The sequence below is a fragment of the Arthrobacter sp. zg-Y20 genome (assembly GCF_030142075.1).
Lineage (GTDB): Bacteria > Actinomycetota > Actinomycetes > Actinomycetales > Micrococcaceae > Arthrobacter_B.
In genome coordinates this window covers 3,265,148-3,282,324 of sequence record NZ_CP126241.1, presented here as the reverse complement: position 1 = coordinate 3,282,324, position 17,177 = coordinate 3,265,148, and the positions used below count along the sequence as shown (strand labels likewise).

Sequence of the window (17,177 nt, the reverse complement as noted above, 5' to 3'; positions counted from 1 at the left end):
GCCGGCTCATCCGATGCTCCCGTCCGCCCGCAGCGCGGCGAGTTCCGCGGCCGTGTACCCCAGCCCGGTCAGCACGTTGTCCGTGTCCGCGCCGTGCGCCCGCCCGGTGAACGCAATGGTTGCCGCATCCCGCGACATCCGGAACAGCGGCCCCTGCATGGCCAGGTCGCCGAGCTCGGGGTCCTTGATCCGGTGGATGGTGCCCAGTGCGTTGAACTGCGGATCGGCAACAATGTCTGCGGCATCGTAGACCGGCGCCACGGCGGCTTCGGCGGCGTCGAACGCGGCGATGACCTCCGCACGGGAGTGCCGGGCAATCCAGGCGCCGACGACGTCGTCCAGCAGGTCCGCGTGCCCGGCCCGTCCCGCGCCGCTGGCGAACCACGGCTCGTCGGCGAGTTCGGGCCGGCCGACCAGGGCGACGACCCGCTCCGCAATGGACTGCGCACTCGTGGACACCGCCACCCAGGACCCGTCCTTGGTGCGGTACGTGTTGCGCGGTGCGTTGTTGACGGACCGGTTTCCGATGCGCGGCTGCACGGTGCCCAGCTGGTCCCAGCGGGTGATCTGCGGGCCGAGCATCGCCAGGATCGGTTCGATGATCGCGACGTCGAGCTCCTGGCCCCGGCCGTCCGGGTCCCGGTCCCGGGCGTGCAGGGCCACCATGACCGCGTACGCGGTGGCCAGGGACGCGACGCCGTCCGCCAGGCCGAAGGGCGGCAGCGTGGGCGGCCCGTCCGGCTCCCCGGTGGAGGACGCGAACCCGCTCATCGCCTCGGCGAGCGTACCGAATCCGGGGCGGTTCCGGTACGGCCCGATCTGCCCGAATCCGGTGACCCGCGCCAGGACCAGCCCGGGGTTCTGTGCGGACAGCGCGGCATAGTCCAGCCCCCAGCGTTCCAGCGTCCCGGGGCGGAAGTTTTCAATCACGCCGGCGGTGCGGGCCAGGCGCAGGAACGCGCCGCGTCCACCCGCCGTGTGCAGGTCGATGGCCACTGTGTGTTTGTTCCGGCCCAGCGTTTTCCACCAGAGGTTCTGCCCGTCCTTGGCTGGTCCGTGGCCGCGTGCCGGGTCCGGGCGGCGGGGATGCTCCACCTTCACGACGTCGGCGCCCATGTCGCCCAGATGCATGGCGGCCATCGGGCCGGCAAACAGGGTGGAAACGTCCACGACCCGCAGGCCCTCCAGCGGACTCATTGGGGGCCTCCACCGTCGTCGGACTGGTCCCGGCAGATCCGGAACCCGATGGATGCGGAGGCGTCCAGCCCCAGTCCGGGCAGGAGCAGCTTGGCCGTGAACTCCGGCGGCTGCACCCCGCCGTCGAAATACCAGTTCGAGCCCCTGCTGCGGTGGGCGCTGCCGCCCTTGAGCATCACGAAGCGGGTGCGGCCGTCGGAGTGCTCGGACTCGGTCCAGTTCCACACTTCCGGGGTCCTGCGCCGGAAACCCGGATCGGCGGCCGCGAGCTGCCACTCATCCTCACTGGGCAGCCGGCCTCCGGCCCAGGCCGCGTACTCCCGGGCCCGGGCCAGCGTCACCTTGGTGGCGGGACGCTCCGGATCACGGGCTTCGGCGTGCTCGCCGACGGCGTCGAGGAAGCGGGCGTATTCCGCTTCGCTCACCTCCTCGGCGGCAACATGCACCGGCCGTGGGAGCGTCACGAACCGGTCCAGCGTGCGCTGGTCATGGAGCCGCGGGGACAGCGGCTTCCACTCGTCTACGTAGGGCGCTCCGCCGTACATCCCGGTTTCCCGCATCCGGTAACGCACGGTCAGCGTGTACTCACCGGCCGGCACAGTGACGGCCGAAACGGCGGCGGCCGAAAAGGCAGCCGGTGCCGCCGGTCCCGGCCAGGGCGGGGCGCTGAGCCGCCGGGCGCGGCGGTGCCGGAAGGAGGAATTCCGGACGGCAGGCTCACCGGCGAGGGCGGTTTGAACGGCAGCGATCTCCCCGGGAACCACGGCGCCGGCGCTGACCTGGACCGCTGCGGCTATGCTGTTGGCCGGCACGGTGATCACCTCGGAAGTGTCGCCCGGGTGCAGCGGATCCCACCCCGTTCCGGCCAGCTGATGCTTGGCATCGGTGTCCGAGGTGTTGGCCAGGAGCAGCAGTTTGATGCCGTCGAGGTCGAAGCTGGAGCCCACCACCGGCCCCTCGGTCACGGTGAGCGGTGTCCATTCGCCGTCCACGAGCCAGCGGTGGAAACCGCGCTGGACGGGAACCATGCGGCGCAGCGTGGCCGAATCCCGGTCATTCCAGCCCACCCAGGCGCCGAACACCACTTCCCACACCAGGACGCCGACGCCGTTGAGCCAGGCGGCGCGGAGCTCTTCGGCGTGGTCCCGGTGCCAGCGGCGGATGTGGTGCTGCATGTGCCGGCGTTCAAACCACCGTGCCCGCAGCACGCCGGGAACCTCGGAATCCGCGAACCACTGCGCCCAGGACAGAGTGTGGTCGGCAATGCGGTCGGTGGAGAGTTTCGATTCGCCCTCCAGGCCGATCCCGGGACGGGCCGCATCCAGGGCCGCGACGAGCGAGCGGTCGGCCTTTTTCAGGGTGTCGAGGAAAACGCTGTCCGCCCCGAGCCGGCGGACGGTGGCGGTGAGCTCGGCCGCGTCGTCGCCGCTGCGGCGCGTGCCGATGTCCCAGGGCATGTAGCTCAGGAACACGGCAACACCGGCGCGGCGCAGCGCGGCCGAAACATCCGCGAGGCCGGGCACGTTGTAGTAATCCCACTGGTTCCGGTCATCGATGCCGATCACCGGATACGCATGCCACAGCACAATGCCGTCCAGCCCGCCGAAACGCTCGCGGGCATCGGCGAGGAACCGTTCGGGCGTGAACCGCTGTGCCTCGAAGTCAAAGAACAACTCGTCCCACAACCAGACCTGCGCCACGGTGAAGCACCGGCTGGCCCAGGCGGCGGCGCCGTCGTTGTACCGGGTGGGTTCGCCGTGCCGCTTCCGTGCCCCGTCCCGCCAGGCCGTGAGCTGCAGGCGCCACTGCACCAGATCACCGGCGTCCGCCGGCGCGGCGAAAATCTTGGCGTCGTCCAGCGAGATCGCCACATCCCCGGTGCTCAGGTCCCCCTTGAGCGGCACCCGGGTGGGCAGGTCGACGTCGCGCGGATGCAGGGGATCGAACCCGCCACTCATGCGTTAGTCCTTTCGATGAGACCCGTTGCGTCCGGTACCCCGGTCCGGGACAGCCGGAGTGTGCGTTCGGCCAGGTTCCGGATGGACCGTTCCGCGCCGCCGGGAAGCGATGTTGCGATGCGGTCCTGCAGCGGATCCGTCCACTCCGCACCAATTGCGCCGGCGCCCAGCAGCCCGCCGGCCACGGAGCCAACGGTTGCGCCGTCCGAGTCGGTGTCCCACCCGCCCGCGACGGCGAAGGCAATGGCCGCGCTGAAGTCTCCGCCGTGTGCCTGCAGGGCGCAGGCAATGAGTGCCGCGTTGTTGAGGCAGTGGACCCAGTGCATCCCGGCGAACCCGGCGTGCAATACGTCCAGGGCGGCAGCGTCCGTGATGGTTCCGCGGGCGAGTGCACGCCCGGTGTTCCGCCCCAGGCGCACTGCGGCGGCCAGCCGCGACGACGGCGGCACCACCGTGTCGGCGGCGTCCAGCACGGCGTCGGCGCTGGTTTCGGTGAGGGACGCGGAGCACAGCGCGGCGGCCCACATTTCTCCGTAGATGCCGTTGCGGGTGTGGCTGAGCCGGGCATCGGCCCAGGCTGAAGCAGCAGCGGCGCGGACGTCTCCGGGATGGACCCAGCCGTGCACGTCGGCGCGGATAAGTGCACCGATCCATTCGCGGAACGGATTGTGGTGGGTTGCCGTCTCCGGCGCCGGCCGGGCGTCGAGGATGTTCCGGTACGCGGCGCGCTCGGCGGTGAACACCCGTCCGGCGGGCAGCGCCGCCAGCCATGCCTGCGCGAACTGGTCAGTGGCCAGGGCGCGGCCCGAGGTTTCCATCAGCTCCAGGGCGAGGATGGGAAAGTTCAGGTCATCATCCTCGGGCATCCCCTGGATGTTCTCCAGCAGCGAGGTGGGGGCGGACCGCCGGTTCCACGGCCAGCGCTGCACGATGTCTGCGGGCAGCCCGGCCGCGGTGAAATACGTGCGGATAGGCCAGTTCCCGGTGGCCCGGGCAATCTCTTCAATGCCCTCTCGGGGGATCTTCTCCACGGGTTTGCCCAGCAAACATCCGGCCGCCCGGCCGAGCCAGGCCCCGTGCACCCGCTCGAACGCCGGGGATGTTTTCGCCGCCGGTCCCTTCACAGCCAGCCCCTTCGCCGCCGGTCCCTTCACCGCCGCGGCCCCCCGCGCGGCCGGCGGCAGCAGGGCGGCCGGCGGCAGCAGGGCGGAAATCTCCAGCCAGTCATCCGGCTCGGCGTCGCTGCGCACCTGCAGGACCGCCAGCTCATCGAGCACCCGCCGGGCCATGGCGCGCACCTCCGGGCCCGGATCCGCAACCGCGGCCCCGGACGGCTCCAGCCTGGTGGGTCCGCCGGCGGCGGCCCACCGCCGCTCGATCGGAACGAGGTCCTCCTCGGGAACGCCCTGCTCGCGGAGGGCGGCGAACTCGGCCGGAACCAGGTCCTCCGGCTGCGCCCAGGTCAGCCTCACCGTGCCTCCTCCCGGCTGAGCAGCGACTGAAGCGCCGCGGTTCGCCGGGCGGTGCGGTCCAGATCGGCCCGCGCCACCTCCCGCACCGTCTCCGTCATGGCGGTGACCACAGCGTCCAGGTCGAGGCGGCTGGCCGCCGTCACGTCCGCCACCCAGTCAGCCGGGACGGCGTCGATCCCGTGCAGGCCGCCGCAGACGGCGCCGGCCATCGTCGCGATCGAGTCGGCGTCGCGCCCGTAGTTCACGGCGTCGAGCACCGCGGCCCGCAGGTCCCCGCCGCGGGCAAGCGCGAACCCCAGGGCGGCGGGCAGTTCTTCGATCGATTTGGTGCGCGAGGGCAGCCGCGCGTCCATGGCCGGGGCCCGGTACTGCTCGCCCACCGTGTCATAGGGTGCGACGGCGGCGCGCACCATCCGTGCGACGTCGCACGGATCCCCGCCGTCGGCAGTGAAGGCATCCACGGCGTCGAACACGGCCCGGATCGCCGCAGCGGTGCCGTCGTGCGCGACCCCCAGCACCGCTGCGCGCACGTCCTCCATCGCCGCGCCGGGTGCCGCGGCGGCTGCCACCGCCGCTGCAAACACACCGGCCGCCTCCCGCCCGTAGGAGGACTGGTGCGCACCCGCAATGTCGATGGCTTCGGCGTAAGCGCCGCGCGGATCACCGATGTGCACCAGCCCCACCGGTGCCATGTACATGGCGGCACCGCAGTTCACGATGTTGCCCACCCCCGCCTCCCGCGGGTCGGCATGGCCGTAATGCAGCTTCGCCACGAGCCATTTCTCGGCCAGGAAAACGCGCTGCAGGATCAGCGCATGGTCTTCCAGTTCCGGAACCCAGCGGCGCTCGCCGATCATCAGCGGTACCAGGTCGGCGGCAACGTCGTAGGCATCGAGGTGGCGGCGCCGCTTGGCGTACACCTCCACGAGTGCGTGCGTCATAAGCGTGTCATCCGTGACGTGGCCGTCGCCCTTGTGGAAAGGGGCAATGGGCCGCGCGGTCCTCCAATCGGCCAGGAACGGACCCACAATGCCCTCGACCCGGCCGCCGTGGCGCTCCTGAATCTGCTCCGGCGTCCAGCCCTCCGTGGCGCCTCCCAGTGCGTCCCCCACGGCTGCGCCTGCAAGCACCCCTGCCACCCGATCCTGCAACACGTACATTCCCACTCCTTGAGTACCTCTTAAAGTGACGGCGGTTTAAAGGGCCGGGGGCCGAAAGCGGCGGGCCGGGGGCAAACCGGCCGGCTGCCCTGTCCCTCCCCGCGTCCGGGATCAGCCGGCGACGTCGTTCCACCCGTCGGAGAGCCGGGCGGCCAGTTCGTCGCTGGTGATCTTGTCGGCCAGGTACTGCTGGTAGGCCGGCGTGGCAATGGTGTCCTTCCACTCGGTGTACTTCTCCACCTTCAGGAAAGGCGGTCCTTCCAGGCCTTCGCCGGAGGCCAGCACCTGGGTCCACGCCGGGTCATCCGCCGCGAGCGTCTCGACGCCGTCGCGGGCCGCGCCGGAGGAGGGGATGAGCGCGTCGGCGTAGGCGATCGAGGCCAGGTTGTCGCCGTTCATCAGGAAGTTGAGGAAGTCGGCCGACTCCTCCACATACTCGGAATCCACGTTCACCGAATAGGTTTGCGGGTTCGCGGCCTGCACGGCGCCGGCGGAACCCTCCAGCGGCGGCAGCGCCACCCAGTTCAAGCCCTCCGGGGCGTCGTTGGCGATGTTCGTCGCCTGGAACGAGCCCTGCACCGTCATCGCCACCTTGCCGCCGTAGAACGAGGCGAGCACGTCCGAACCCGACTGGGTCAGCGAGGTGGGTTCAATGGACTTATCCGTGTAGGCCATTTCGTGGATGCGTTCAGGCACCGCCAGTTCGGAATCCTCCACCTGGATCGAGGCATCGGTGCCTTCTCCGTCGAAGAACCCGCCGTCGAAGCCGAGCGAGAGGCTCATCATCGCCGCTGTGGGCGAGGCGAGGCCCCACCCCAGTCCGTAGGTGCTGTCCGTTGTGGTGGCCTTGGCAATCTCCTGCAGCTCTTCCCACGTCATGGTTTCGCCGCTGGGAATTTCGACGCCGGCAGCCTCCAACAGGTCTGCGTTGGCGAAGACCATGTAGGACTGGAGGGTGGAAGGGTAGGCGATGATCTGCCCGTCCTGCGTGACGGAATCCCAGATGCCTTCGGAAATGTCCGACTTCAGGTCCGGGTCAATATAGTCGCTCAGATCCGCGAGGTAGCCGTCGGCGGCGAAGGACACAATGGAGCTGGCCTCGTAGTGGATGATGTCCGGGGCGGTGCCGCCGGAGAACTGGGTGATGAGCTTGTCGAAGGTCCCGTCCCAGCCGGCCTGGACAATCTCGACCTGGACATCTTCGTTCTCGGCATTCCACTCATCCACGATGGACTTCACCGCGGCCTGAGTGGCGGGCTGGTCGGAGAGCGACTGGAACTGGAGGGTGACGGCATCGCCTTCGGCGCCGTCGGACCCGCTTGATGTGCTGCCCTGCTGGCAGCCGCTCAGGGCAAGCACGGCTACGCCCGCGAAAGCGACGGCGCCGATGCCTCGGATTCTCTTCATGATGCTTGCCTTCCTTCTGGTGGATGATGCGGGTTTGCGGCGGGCCATCAGCCCTTGACCGCGCCGGCCAGCATTCCGCCGGTCAGTTTCTTCTGCAGGATGGTGAAGATGATGAGCGAGGGGATGGTCGCGAGGATTGCTCCGGCGGCCAGCGGCCCCAGCTGGGTCTGCCCTTCGGCGCCCAGGAAGGAGCGCAGGGCGATGGGCAGGGTGTAGAGCTCCGGGCTTTGCAGCAGGACCAGGGCGAGGAAGAACTCATTCCACGCCGAGACGAACGTGAACATCGCCGTCGCCACGAGTCCCGGTGCGAGCAGGGGGAGGACGATCCTCCGCAGGATGGTGAAGCGGGACGCGCCGTCCATTTCACCGGCCTCCTCGAGATCCGCCGGTATGGCGGCGACGTAGCCCTGCAGCATCCACAGTGTGAACGGCAGGGTGAAGGTGACGTAGACGAGGATCAGGCCGAACAGGGTGTCATTGAGGTTGATGGAACGCAGCACCAGGAACAGCGGGATGATGATGAGGATGGACGGGAAGACCTGGCTGGTCAGGATCCACACCGTGCCCGCCGCGCGCAGCCGGCCCTTGAGGCGGGCGAGGGCGTAGGCCATCGGCATGGAGAGCAGCACGGTGATCACCATGGTGGCAAGGGATACCAGCAGCGAGTTCCCGGCCGCCGGCAGCAGGTTCTGCCGTGCCAGGGCGGAGGCGTAGTTGCTGAAATCCCATTCGGCCGGCAGCAGGTTAATGGCCAGCGAGTTCAGTTCGCCCGATGACTTGAACGACGCCGAGAGCAGCCACAGCAGCGGGAAGCCGAGGAAAACGAGGAAGCCCGCCAGCGCGGCGTACATCAGCGCCGTTCCGTACCAGGGGCGCCGGGTGATCATGGCCGTGCTCCCTTCGCCTGGCGGAACTGGTTGATGAGGTAGAGCGAGAGAATCAGCAGGATCGCGATCACGAGCACGTCTCCCATCGCCGAGGCATAGCCGATTTCACGGTTCCGGAACGCCTCCAGATAGGTGAACAGCGGCGGGATCATGGTGCGGCCGCCGGGGCCGCCTTCGGTGAGGACGTAGATCAGGCCGAAGGAGTTGAACTGCCAGATGAAGTCCAGGGCGGTGACGGCCAGGACAATGGGGCGCAGGGCCGGGAGGGTGACGTGCCAGAACCGGCGGAACACCCCGGCGCCGTCTACGGCCGCCGCTTCCTGCTGTTCGGTGGAAATGGACTGCATGCCGGCCAGCAGCAGCACAGTTGTCTGCGGGATGCCCGCCCACACGCCCACCACAATGACAGCGGGCAGTGCGGTGGAGAAGTCTCCCAGCCAGTTGGCCCCGGGAATACCCACCGCTTGGAGGGCGCCGTTCAGGGGACCGGAGTTGGGGTTGTAGATCATCCGCCACACAATGGCGGTGACCACCGGCGGCATGGCCCAGGGGATCAGGGCCAGCACCCTGGTCAGGCCCTTCAGCCGCAGGTCGCTGTTGAGCAGCAGTGCCAGGCCCATGGCGGAGACCAGGGTGAGCAGCGCGACGGCGCCGGCCCAGACTATGCCGATGCCGAACGATCCCCAGAAACGGTGGTCGACGAACAATTCAATGAAGTTCCCGAACCCGATGAAGTTGATCTCTGCGTTGCGCTTCAGGGTGGTGTCGGTGAAGCCGAGGGCCACGCCGCTAACGAGCGGGATGACGGAGAAGATGATGATTGGAAGCAGGGCGGGAATCACCAGGGCCACCGCTTCGCGCCGCTGGGCGCGGGCACGGTGGCCAACCCGCTTCCCGGCCCGTGGCGGCGGCGGTGTTTCGCGGGTGGTCCTGGTGGCGGTGGTGCTCATTCGGCTGCCCCATTGGAAGGGCGCGCCTGCGCGGCAGCCTGTGTGATGGTGACCCGGACCAACGCTCTCCTTTGAGTGTTGTAAACGTTTACAGCCAGTGTCCGCGACTGTGCCACCGGCTCACGGGGGTGTCAATAGTTTCGTTCCTCCCGGCGGGCAGGGCACGGAACGCTCGCGCCCTGCGTCCTCCTGGGAAACAATGGGCCGCATTTCCGCCTTACTGAAGGAGCCGGTTCGATGCCCAAGTACCTGATTTCATTTCCCAGCAGCGCCATGGTTGTTCCCACGGGGGACCTGTCGGCGGTGTCGGATGCCGCCCATGCGGTGGTCCGGGAGGCCAAAGACGCCGGAGTGTGGGTGTTCGGCGGCGGTATTGATGAAAGTGTTCCCCCGGTGATGGTCGACGGCGCCGGGACCGTCATCGAGGGCACCTATCCGCAGACGCGGCAGATCGAAGGCGGCTACGCCGTGCTGGAGGTGCCCTCGCGCGAGGCAGCGCTGGACTGGGCGGCGAAGATTGCGCAGGGATGCCGGTGCGCGCAGGAGGTACGCCTGTTCATGGATGATCCCGAAAGCTGACCGTGCCGCTGAAGCCGCGTGCGTCGTCGTCGGCAGCGGCGTTAGTTTGGCCCGCCGGCATCAAGCTCACTGAGCATGTTTTCCAGGCGCAGGCGTTTGCGGTTCAACCGCGCCAACGACGGCAGGCCCAGCGCCAGCATCCGCATCTGGGCGCCCACACCGGGCAGCCCCTGTTCGCGGAGGGTTGCGCTGACTTCGACGCGGTCCTCCACGGAGGACTCTTTCACCAGTGCGCGGGCCCTGGTGAATTTCTCGGAGTTCAAAGGGTGGTCTTGGATGCGGCGGTTCATCGAGTCCAGCTGGCGCTGGAGGGAGGCCCGTTGGGCGTTTTCGTTCGCCATGGCCCCAACCAACCACATCCGGGGCCGCGCTTCCCTAGCCTGCCGAACAGGTTTGGTCCGGGCGAAAGGACGGGGTGGGGCGGAAGCGTGCCTTCGGCCCCCGCAGCCCTTTAGCTGCCGGTTGAACCGGTGTTAGCTAGAGGCACGGGTTGATTCGATGTGCGGCCGCCTCTGTGCGGGAAGGAGATCGACATGACGGAGCACCTCCACAAATTTGCGGATCTCTATCGGAAACAGGGGCCGTGGTGTGTTGCCTATGTCGATGCCGGGGCCGGGGGAGCGCAGGGCGCCGAAGCCGCCGCAGCCCGGTCCGGTGACGTCCGGGCGGGGCTGGGGGAGCAGGGGGCGACGCCGGAGGATCAGGAGGCCATGGAAGGTGCGGTGGATCCCGCCCGCGGGCTGCCCGCGCCAATCTCGCGTTTTGTCCTTGTCCGGGACGGCGTGGTGGAACTGAACGAGCTGCTGCCCGGCCCGCTGGTGGCCCCCATGCAGGTTGCTGTGGGACCCGTTCCGGACCTGCTGCCGCTGTTCAAGCACCGTCCCGAGGAGTTCCCGTACATCGTTGTGGAAGCAACGCGGGAGGACGCTGAGATCCGGTTGGAATACGCGGGCCGTCCCGGACCCGGGACAGTGGCGGGTGTCGAGGGGTCCAGCGACGACATCAGCAAGCTTCCCGCCGGTGAGGGCTGGGCGCAGGACAAGCAGCAGCGCAGGACCGAGCAAACCTGGCGCCGGAACGCTGATGAAGTTGCCGGATCAATCGACCGGATTGTGGACAGCAGCGGCGCCCGGTTGATTGTGCTGGCCGGCGACGTCCGCGCCCGGGGGTTGGTGCGGGACCAGCTGGCCGAGGGCCACAAACCGCTGGTCAGCATGATTGATTCCGAGCTTCGCCCTGAGGACCCGCACCAGCAGCAGTTCGAGGATGAGGTCCAGGAACGCCTTGCCCTGCAGTGGGCGGCCGAACAGGAACAGATCATGGACCGGCTTGCCCTGCAGGAAGGGCAGGCCAATCCCGAGTCGGCCACCGGCATGGGAGCTGTGGTGCAGGCACTCCAGCAGGCCCAGGTGGACACGCTGATCCTGAATGACAGTGCGCTGGCCGACCGCCACCTGCTGGCGCTGGGCGCCGAGCCGTGGCTGGCCACCGCCGAGGAACAGGCGCTGGGCGCGGAAGTCTTGGGGCAGGTTCCTGCCTCATCGGCGCTGCTGCGCGCGGCGGCCCTGACGGACGCGAATCTCCTTCTGGTGCCCGACGGCGTCCTGCCCGGCGGCTCCGACCTCGCCGCACTGCTGCGCTGGCCTGTTGGCCCCGAAGCTCCGGGAGCCAACGCGACCTAGGCGCCGGCCTCCGGGCAAGAAGATAGCCGGAAGCAAGGAGCGCTTCCGGCTATCTCAACAGCGCCGGATGTTTCCGGCGGGTCAGGCTGCTACAGGTTCTGCATGGCGTAGTCGGCCTCTTCGGGCGTGAATTTTTCGCCGTACTCGCTCACCAGCTGCTCACGGACTGCGTCGGGCGACATTGCCATCTCGTCCTGGTACATCCGTGCCTTCTCCAGTGCGTTGGCGTTGTAGTCCGCCTTCACATTGTCGATGGCGTACTGGGCTGCCTCCGGGGAGAACTTTTCGCCGTACTCGGAGGTCAGCTGGGTGTAAAGCGCCGCCTTGCTCATGAACATTATGTTGGAGTACATCTCCGCCTTCGTCAGTGCCGATTTGAACTCGGACGGGACAGACTCCGCCTTAGCGGGTGCGGGTGCGGGTGCGGGGGCTGCGGCCGGGGCGGGGGCGTCCGGAGCGGCGGTCTTCGCCTCGGGTGCGACGGGCGCCTGGGCCGGAACGACACTCTCGTTGCTCTGCTTGGACGCTGCCTGCGAGTCTTCGACGGCCGATCCGATGGCCAGCAGGCCAGTGGAGACCATGACGATCGAAACAATCGCGCCGACAACCCAGAGGGCAACGGTGACAATCCAGGCGGTCTTCTTGTTCTGCTTGTAGCCCTCGAGCGGGCGGCCCTGCTTGTCCTTCTGGTTCCCGGTCAGGGTGATGATCAGGTCTACCAGCGTCCAGATGCCGAAACCGCCGGCCGTAAGGAACTTCAAGACGCCGGTGCCGATCTTGCCTAGGTAAAAGCGGTCGATGCCCAAGTTGCCAAGCAGCAGTGCAAGCACCCATGTTACGACAAAGGATTTCTGGGGGGTCGTAACGGGCATATATTCGGTTGTGGTGGTGCTCATTAAGGGTATTGCCTTTCCGGTGCTGCGGTAATTCATGCTTTGGTAGTTGAATCTGCAGGGACTTGCACCATTGCGGTTCACCGTCAGGTGAAACCAGCGCAGGTGTGCCCTTGCAGATAAGCCGTGCAATCCGATCAAATAGACGTAAGGAGCCGGAGAAATGGCTCCGCCTTTTGGGTACGCCGAATCGGTGGGGGATCGTCGGGCGCAGTAAGCCAAATTAATGAATGTGGCAAGCCAAATTGGCACGGGCGAATGGTCGCGCAGTTATCCTAGCCCACAATTTCCCGTCCGGATGTTTTTCCCGCCCGGGTTTCCTTTCACGGAGATGCCGGGTTCCGCAATATCCCGGATTGTTCGCAGAATTTCCTTTACAGGTTGGGCAGCACGCCGCCCGGAGCGTCAGGAAAGGACAACGGACCGGGTGAGGGAACGCGGGCGGTCCGGATCCAGGCCCCGCGACACGGCCAGGCCGACGGCGAAGCGCTGGGCCACCACGAGGGCCGCCTGCGGATCCAGGTCATGGTGTACGAACCGCGCGCCCGTCGCGGCGACGTCGTCGGCCAGCCCGGCGGGCGGCTCGCCCAGGCTCCACACCAGCCGGCCGGGTTCTGCGATCGCAATGGGACCGTGCCGGTAGTCCATGGCCGGATAGGACTCGGACCAGTACTGGGCGGCCTCCCGCGTCTTCAGGGCCGCCTCGAACGCGAGGCCGACGGCGAATCCGCGGCCGATGAACGTGCACTGGTTGGCTGCGAGCAGCTTGTCCACGGGGATGTCCAGCGCCAACTGAGCATCTGCGATGAGCGGTTCAACGTCCTCGCCGAGGTGGACGCGCAGCAGTGTCAGCACCGACGTCGCGAACCGGGTCTGCACCACGGACTGCTCATCCGCAAACGGCATGGCGATGACATCATCCGCTGCTTCAGCTCCGGGGGATTCGGCCACGGCCGTGATGAGTGTGGTGGGGACCGGGCCGAGCGTCTTGAGGAGGTCAACGATCTCGGTGGTGGTGCCGGAGCGGGAGATGGCAATAATCCGGTCATAGTCCCGGCCCGCCGGGTATTCACTGCCCGCCCAGGCGTCGGTCACCCCGTGGCCGGCACGCTCCCGCAGCACCGCGTAGGACATGGCCATGAACCAGCTGGTGCCGCATCCAACCACCGCTACCCGCTCGCCGCGGCGGGGCAGCCGGCCGGCAATCTCGGGGACCAGCTGGGCGGCAAGCCGCCAGGTTTCGGGCTGGGAGGCTATTTCTGCTTCTACGAAGGAGGAAGGCATGGGCTTCTTTCGGTCTGCTCTGCACCAATAAAAGACTGGTTTTGATCGATATGTGGATAGTTGAGCAGAATCAATCACGATTAGCAAGGCTGGCTGTGAGAATATGAACGGATAACGAAAGGTTGGCCCGAGCATGACCCAGCAGCAGCGCCTGAATGTTGTCCTTGACCTAGTGAGCGAACGGGGAAGTGTGTCGATCGCCGAGGTGAGCGATGTGCTGGGGGTATCCACAGCCACCGTGCGGCGCGACCTCAACACCCTGGCCGAACAGCGCCTGGTCACCCGCACCCACGGCGGCGCTTCCGCCCTCGGTTCCGGTTACGAACTACCGCTGCAGTACAAGATCGCCCGCCAGGCCGACGCGAAGGTGGCCATTGCCCGGGCCGTGGCAGACCTCATCCAGCCTGGGCAGTCGGTGGGCCTCAACGGCGGCACCACCACCAGCGAAGTAGCCCGGATGCTGGGCCGCAGCGAGCGGCTGCACCCCGATGGCGACTCGCCCGGAGTCACCATCGTGACCAATGCGCTGAACGTCGCCTACGAAATGTCGGTGCGCGAGCACATCAAAATCGTGGTGACCGGCGGGGTGCCGCGCCGCCAGTCCTATGAACTGATCGGCCCCCTGGTTGCCAACTCGCTGAAGGACTTCAGCATGGACTTAGCCGTCCTGGGGGTGGATGGGCTCAGCGCAGCCTTCGGCGCCACCACCCTGCATGAAGGGGAAGCGGAAGCCAGCCGGGAAATCGCGGCGGTTGCCCGCCGGGTGGTGATCGCCGCCGACTCCACCAAGCTGGGCCGCAGCACCTTCGCCCGCATCTGCCCGCTGGCCGGCATCGACACCCTGGTCACGGACCAGCCCGTTGCACCGGACTTCGCCGCCGAACTGGCCAACGCCGGGGTAGAGGTCATCGTCGCCGACGCCGGCAAGTAGCCGGCCGCCCAAAGGCGCACCCGCCGGCGCCCGCCGCGGGGCGTGCGGGGCGTGCACAGTGCACGGTTGCGCCCGCGTTCCTGCCGGAAGATGATCAATTTGAGATAGTTCGTGACAAATCCGTGCATCTAATGCAGGATGACGTCATGCACATCGACCGGGACACCCAGCGCACCAGCGAAACTGCGCCCGCCGAAACCTCACCGCGGGTAGCCGTCATTGGGTTCGGCGCCCGCGCCGCCATTGCCGAACACGTGGCTTCCGCCCGTCCCGGGGCCCGCGTCGTCGCCGTCGTGGAACCGGACGACGCCGGCCGCGGCCGTGCCCGGCGCGCCTATCCCGAGGCCGCACTCCACTTCGACGTTGACTCCCTGATTGCCGGCGGCGGCATCGACGCCGCGCTCGTGACCACGCCGGACCACACGCACGAAGAGATCGCCCTGAAGCTGCTGGCCGCCGGGATCGCCGCCTATCTGGAGAAACCCCTGGCGATCACGCTCGAGGGCGCGGACCGGGTCCTGACCGCGGCCGCCGAAACCGGCACCCTGCTCTATGTAGGCCACAACTTCCGGCACTCCGGCGTGGTCCGGGCCATGCGCGGGGTCATCAGCCGCGGCGAAATCGGCGAGGTCAAGGCCGTATGGGTGCGCCACTTTGTCGGCAACGGCGGGGACTACTACTACAAGGACTGGCACGCCGACCGGTCCAAGACGGGCACCCTGCTGCTGCAGAAGGCCAGCCACGACCTTGACGTGATCCACTACCTTGCCTCGGGCTACACCCGGCGGGTGGTGGGCATGGGGGAGCTGATGGTCTACGGCGGCATCACCGACCGCCGCAGCCGCCACGGCGAAACCATGCCCGACTGGTTCTCCTACGAGAACTGGCCGCCGGAGAAGCAGACGGGGCTGAACCCGGTAGTGGACGTGGAGGACGTGTCCATGATGCTGATGACGCTGGATAACGGCGTGATGGCCAGTTACCAGCAGTGCCATTTCACGCCCGACTACTGGCGCAACTACACGGTGATCGGCACCGAGGGCAGGCTGGAGAACCACGGCGACACCGCCGGCGGCGTGATCATGGTCTGGAACCGGCGCCACGAATGGCAGGGCGCCGGGGACGTCGAATATCCCATCGACGGCGCCGCCAGCGGGCACGAAGACGCGGACCTGCTCACGATGACCGAATTCTTCGACACCCTGCTGGACGGCACCCCCACACTGGTCAGCCCGGTTGCAGCCCGCGAAGCGGTTGCCGCCGGTTATCTGGCAGCCGAATCCCTGCGCAGCGGCTCACGGCCGCTGGACGTTCCCGCTCTGCCGGAGCACATCGTCGGGCACTTCTCCCGGCCATCATCCCCGGCGGATCCCCCGCCCCCCGCCTTTACCCACTCCTCGCAATCCACCCTTGGAAGGACTTTCCGATGAGAAACATGTTCCCTTCTGCCGTCCGGCGTACCTTTGCCGGGCACGTCCCCGGCCGTCCGCCCGCCCGGCGCGCCTCCGCCGGCGTCGCGCTCGGCGTCGGACTTGCCCTGGCCGCCAGCGGATGCGGCTCCAACGCGGCCTCTGATGAACCCGCGGAGTATGCGGCCCCGGACAAGGACCTGAGCGCGTCCATCACCTACGGGGTGTGGGACAAGAACCAGGTGGACGCGATCGAGGAAAACATCGACGCGTTCAACGAGGAGTACCCCAACATCGAGGTGACCGTGAACGTCACCCCCTACGCGGAGTACTGGACCAAGCTTCAGACCCAAGCCTCCAGCGACACCCTCCCGGACCTTTTCTGGATCAACGGCCCGAACATCGGCCTGTACGCCTCCAACGGCAAGCTGGAGCCGATCACCGGCGCAGTGGAAGCCGGCGACATTGATCCGGCCAACTATCCGGAGGCGCTGGTGGACCTCTACACCATCGACGACGTGCAGTACGGGGTGCCCAAGGACATGGACACCATCGGCATCTGGGCCAACAAGGCACTCTTCGAGAAGGCCGGCGTCGAACTGCCCAGCGGCGACTGGACCTGGGACGAGTTCCAGAAAACGGCAACGGACATTTCAACGGCGCTGGCGGCCGACGGCGAGTACGGCGGCGCCGGGGGAATGGACGGGCAGACCACGTACTACAACACCATCCTCCAAGCCGGCGGTACCGTGATTGAGGACGGAAAATCGGGGTACGCCTCACCGGAAACGCAGGCCGGGCTCCAGTTCTGGACCGACCTGATCGCCAGCGGCGGCTCCCCGAACATCCAGCAGCTCACCGACACCACCGCAGACCAGTGGTTCACCTCCGGCAAGCTCGCCATGTACTGGGGCGGCAGCTGGTTCCGCTCCGCGCTGACCGACACGGAACTGGAAGAAAACGTTGTGGTCCTGCCGCTGCCGCAGGGCGAGAAGCAGGCCACCGTGATCCACGGCCTGGCCAACGTAGTATCCGCGGGGTCCAAGGAGAAGCAGGCCGCCCAGGCGCTGCAGGCCTTCCTGGCCAGCAAGGACGCGCAGCAGCAGCAAGGTGATGCGGGTGCGGTCATTCCCGCTTTCGAAGGGACACAGAGCGCATTTACGGGCTCCATGCCCAACGCCAACCTGCAGATCTTCCTGGATGCCCTCGATTACGCGCAGCCGCTGCCGGTGAGCAAGAACTCGGCGGCGTGGAACGCACTGGAGACCGATCTGCTGCCGCAGGCCTTCTCCGGTGAGCAACCCGTGGAGAAGATCTCGGCGGATCTCGCCACCCAGATGGACGCGGCCCTGGCCGAGGAATAATCCC

General features: G+C 67.5%; 15 protein-coding genes. 5 read left to right on the top strand and 10 right to left on the bottom strand.

Annotated elements, in window-relative coordinates; all coding sequences use genetic code 11:
- Nucleotides 1-6: 6 nt before the first annotated feature.
- The 7 genes from QNO06_RS15765 to QNO06_RS15735 form a co-directional block, all read right to left on the bottom strand.
- Complete coding sequence (locus tag QNO06_RS15765; protein ID WP_227911983.1) at nucleotides 7-1,197, bottom strand: CaiB/BaiF CoA transferase family protein; 1,191 nt, start codon at nucleotides 1,195-1,197, stop codon at nucleotides 7-9.
- A complete protein-coding gene (locus tag QNO06_RS15760; RefSeq protein WP_227911982.1) occupies nucleotides 1,194-3,155 on the bottom strand; it encodes an SUMF1/EgtB/PvdO family nonheme iron enzyme in 1,962 nt (653 codons plus the stop codon). Before QNO06_RS15760 ends, QNO06_RS15765 begins: the two co-directional genes overlap by 4 nt.
- Nucleotides 3,152-4,627, bottom strand: a complete 1,476-nt coding sequence (locus QNO06_RS15755) for an ADP-ribosylglycohydrolase family protein (protein ID WP_227911981.1) — start codon at nucleotides 4,625-4,627, stop codon at nucleotides 3,152-3,154. The genes QNO06_RS15760 and QNO06_RS15755 overlap by 4 nt, the downstream gene beginning before the upstream one ends.
- The gene (locus tag QNO06_RS15750; RefSeq protein ID WP_227911980.1) at nucleotides 4,624-5,787 is read right to left on the bottom strand and encodes an ADP-ribosylglycohydrolase family protein; all 1,164 of its coding nucleotides are present in this window, start codon (nucleotides 5,785-5,787) and stop codon (nucleotides 4,624-4,626) included. The genes QNO06_RS15755 and QNO06_RS15750 overlap by 4 nt, the downstream gene beginning before the upstream one ends.
- A gap of 111 nt (nucleotides 5,788-5,898) precedes the next feature.
- Nucleotides 5,899-7,194 (bottom strand): ABC transporter substrate-binding protein, encoded by a 1,296-nt coding sequence (locus QNO06_RS15745; RefSeq protein ID WP_227911979.1) that lies wholly within the window; start codon nucleotides 7,192-7,194, stop codon nucleotides 5,899-5,901.
- A gap of 47 nt (nucleotides 7,195-7,241) precedes the next feature.
- On the bottom strand, nucleotides 7,242-8,081 hold the full coding sequence (locus QNO06_RS15740; RefSeq protein WP_227911978.1) for a carbohydrate ABC transporter permease: 840 nt from the start codon (nucleotides 8,079-8,081) through the stop codon (nucleotides 7,242-7,244).
- Nucleotides 8,078-9,031, bottom strand: a complete 954-nt coding sequence (locus QNO06_RS15735; protein ID WP_227911977.1) for a carbohydrate ABC transporter permease — start codon at nucleotides 9,029-9,031, stop codon at nucleotides 8,078-8,080. Before QNO06_RS15735 ends, QNO06_RS15740 begins: the two co-directional genes overlap by 4 nt.
- A 237-nt stretch (nucleotides 9,032-9,268) precedes the next feature.
- Here QNO06_RS15735 and QNO06_RS15730 point away from each other — a divergent pair, with 237 nt between their 5' ends.
- Complete coding sequence (locus tag QNO06_RS15730) at nucleotides 9,269-9,610, top strand: YciI family protein (protein ID WP_227911976.1); 342 nt, start codon at nucleotides 9,269-9,271, stop codon at nucleotides 9,608-9,610.
- 41 nt (nucleotides 9,611-9,651) lie between these two features.
- On the opposite strand, the gene QNO06_RS15725 is transcribed toward QNO06_RS15730, so the two are convergent.
- A complete protein-coding gene (locus QNO06_RS15725; RefSeq protein WP_227911975.1) occupies nucleotides 9,652-9,951 on the bottom strand; it encodes a hypothetical protein in 300 nt (99 codons plus the stop codon).
- A 192-nt stretch (nucleotides 9,952-10,143) separates the two neighbouring features.
- Here QNO06_RS15725 and QNO06_RS15720 point away from each other — a divergent pair, with 192 nt between their 5' ends.
- On the top strand, nucleotides 10,144-11,292 hold the full coding sequence (locus QNO06_RS15720; protein ID WP_227911974.1) for a baeRF2 domain-containing protein: 1,149 nt from the start codon (nucleotides 10,144-10,146) through the stop codon (nucleotides 11,290-11,292).
- Nucleotides 11,293-11,381: 89 nt separating this feature from the next.
- Here the strand turns inward: QNO06_RS15720 and QNO06_RS15715 are convergent, their stop codons facing one another.
- Both QNO06_RS15715 and QNO06_RS15710 read right to left on the bottom strand, forming a co-directional pair.
- The gene (locus QNO06_RS15715; RefSeq protein WP_227911973.1) at nucleotides 11,382-12,188 is read right to left on the bottom strand and encodes an Ltp family lipoprotein; all 807 of its coding nucleotides are present in this window, start codon (nucleotides 12,186-12,188) and stop codon (nucleotides 11,382-11,384) included.
- A 402-nt stretch (nucleotides 12,189-12,590) separates the two neighbouring features.
- Nucleotides 12,591-13,469, bottom strand: a complete 879-nt coding sequence (locus tag QNO06_RS15710) for an SIS domain-containing protein (RefSeq protein WP_227911972.1) — start codon at nucleotides 13,467-13,469, stop codon at nucleotides 12,591-12,593.
- Nucleotides 13,470-13,602: 133 nt separating this feature from the next.
- On the opposite strand from QNO06_RS15710, the gene QNO06_RS15705 reads away from it, so the two are divergent.
- The 3 genes from QNO06_RS15705 (at nucleotide 13,603) to QNO06_RS15695 (ending at nucleotide 17,173) form a co-directional block, all read left to right on the top strand.
- Nucleotides 13,603-14,400: a DeoR/GlpR family DNA-binding transcription regulator gene (locus QNO06_RS15705; protein WP_227911971.1), complete on the top strand. Its 798-nt coding sequence runs from the start codon at nucleotides 13,603-13,605 to the stop codon at nucleotides 14,398-14,400.
- A gap of 146 nt (nucleotides 14,401-14,546) precedes the next feature.
- On the top strand, nucleotides 14,547-15,830 hold the full coding sequence (locus QNO06_RS15700; protein WP_227911970.1) for a Gfo/Idh/MocA family protein: 1,284 nt from the start codon (nucleotides 14,547-14,549) through the stop codon (nucleotides 15,828-15,830).
- Entirely contained in the window at nucleotides 15,827-17,173 is a 1,347-nt protein-coding gene (locus QNO06_RS15695; protein WP_227911969.1) for an ABC transporter substrate-binding protein, read from the top strand. The genes QNO06_RS15700 and QNO06_RS15695 overlap by 4 nt, the downstream gene beginning before the upstream one ends.
- Nucleotides 17,174-17,177: the final 4 nt, after the last annotated feature.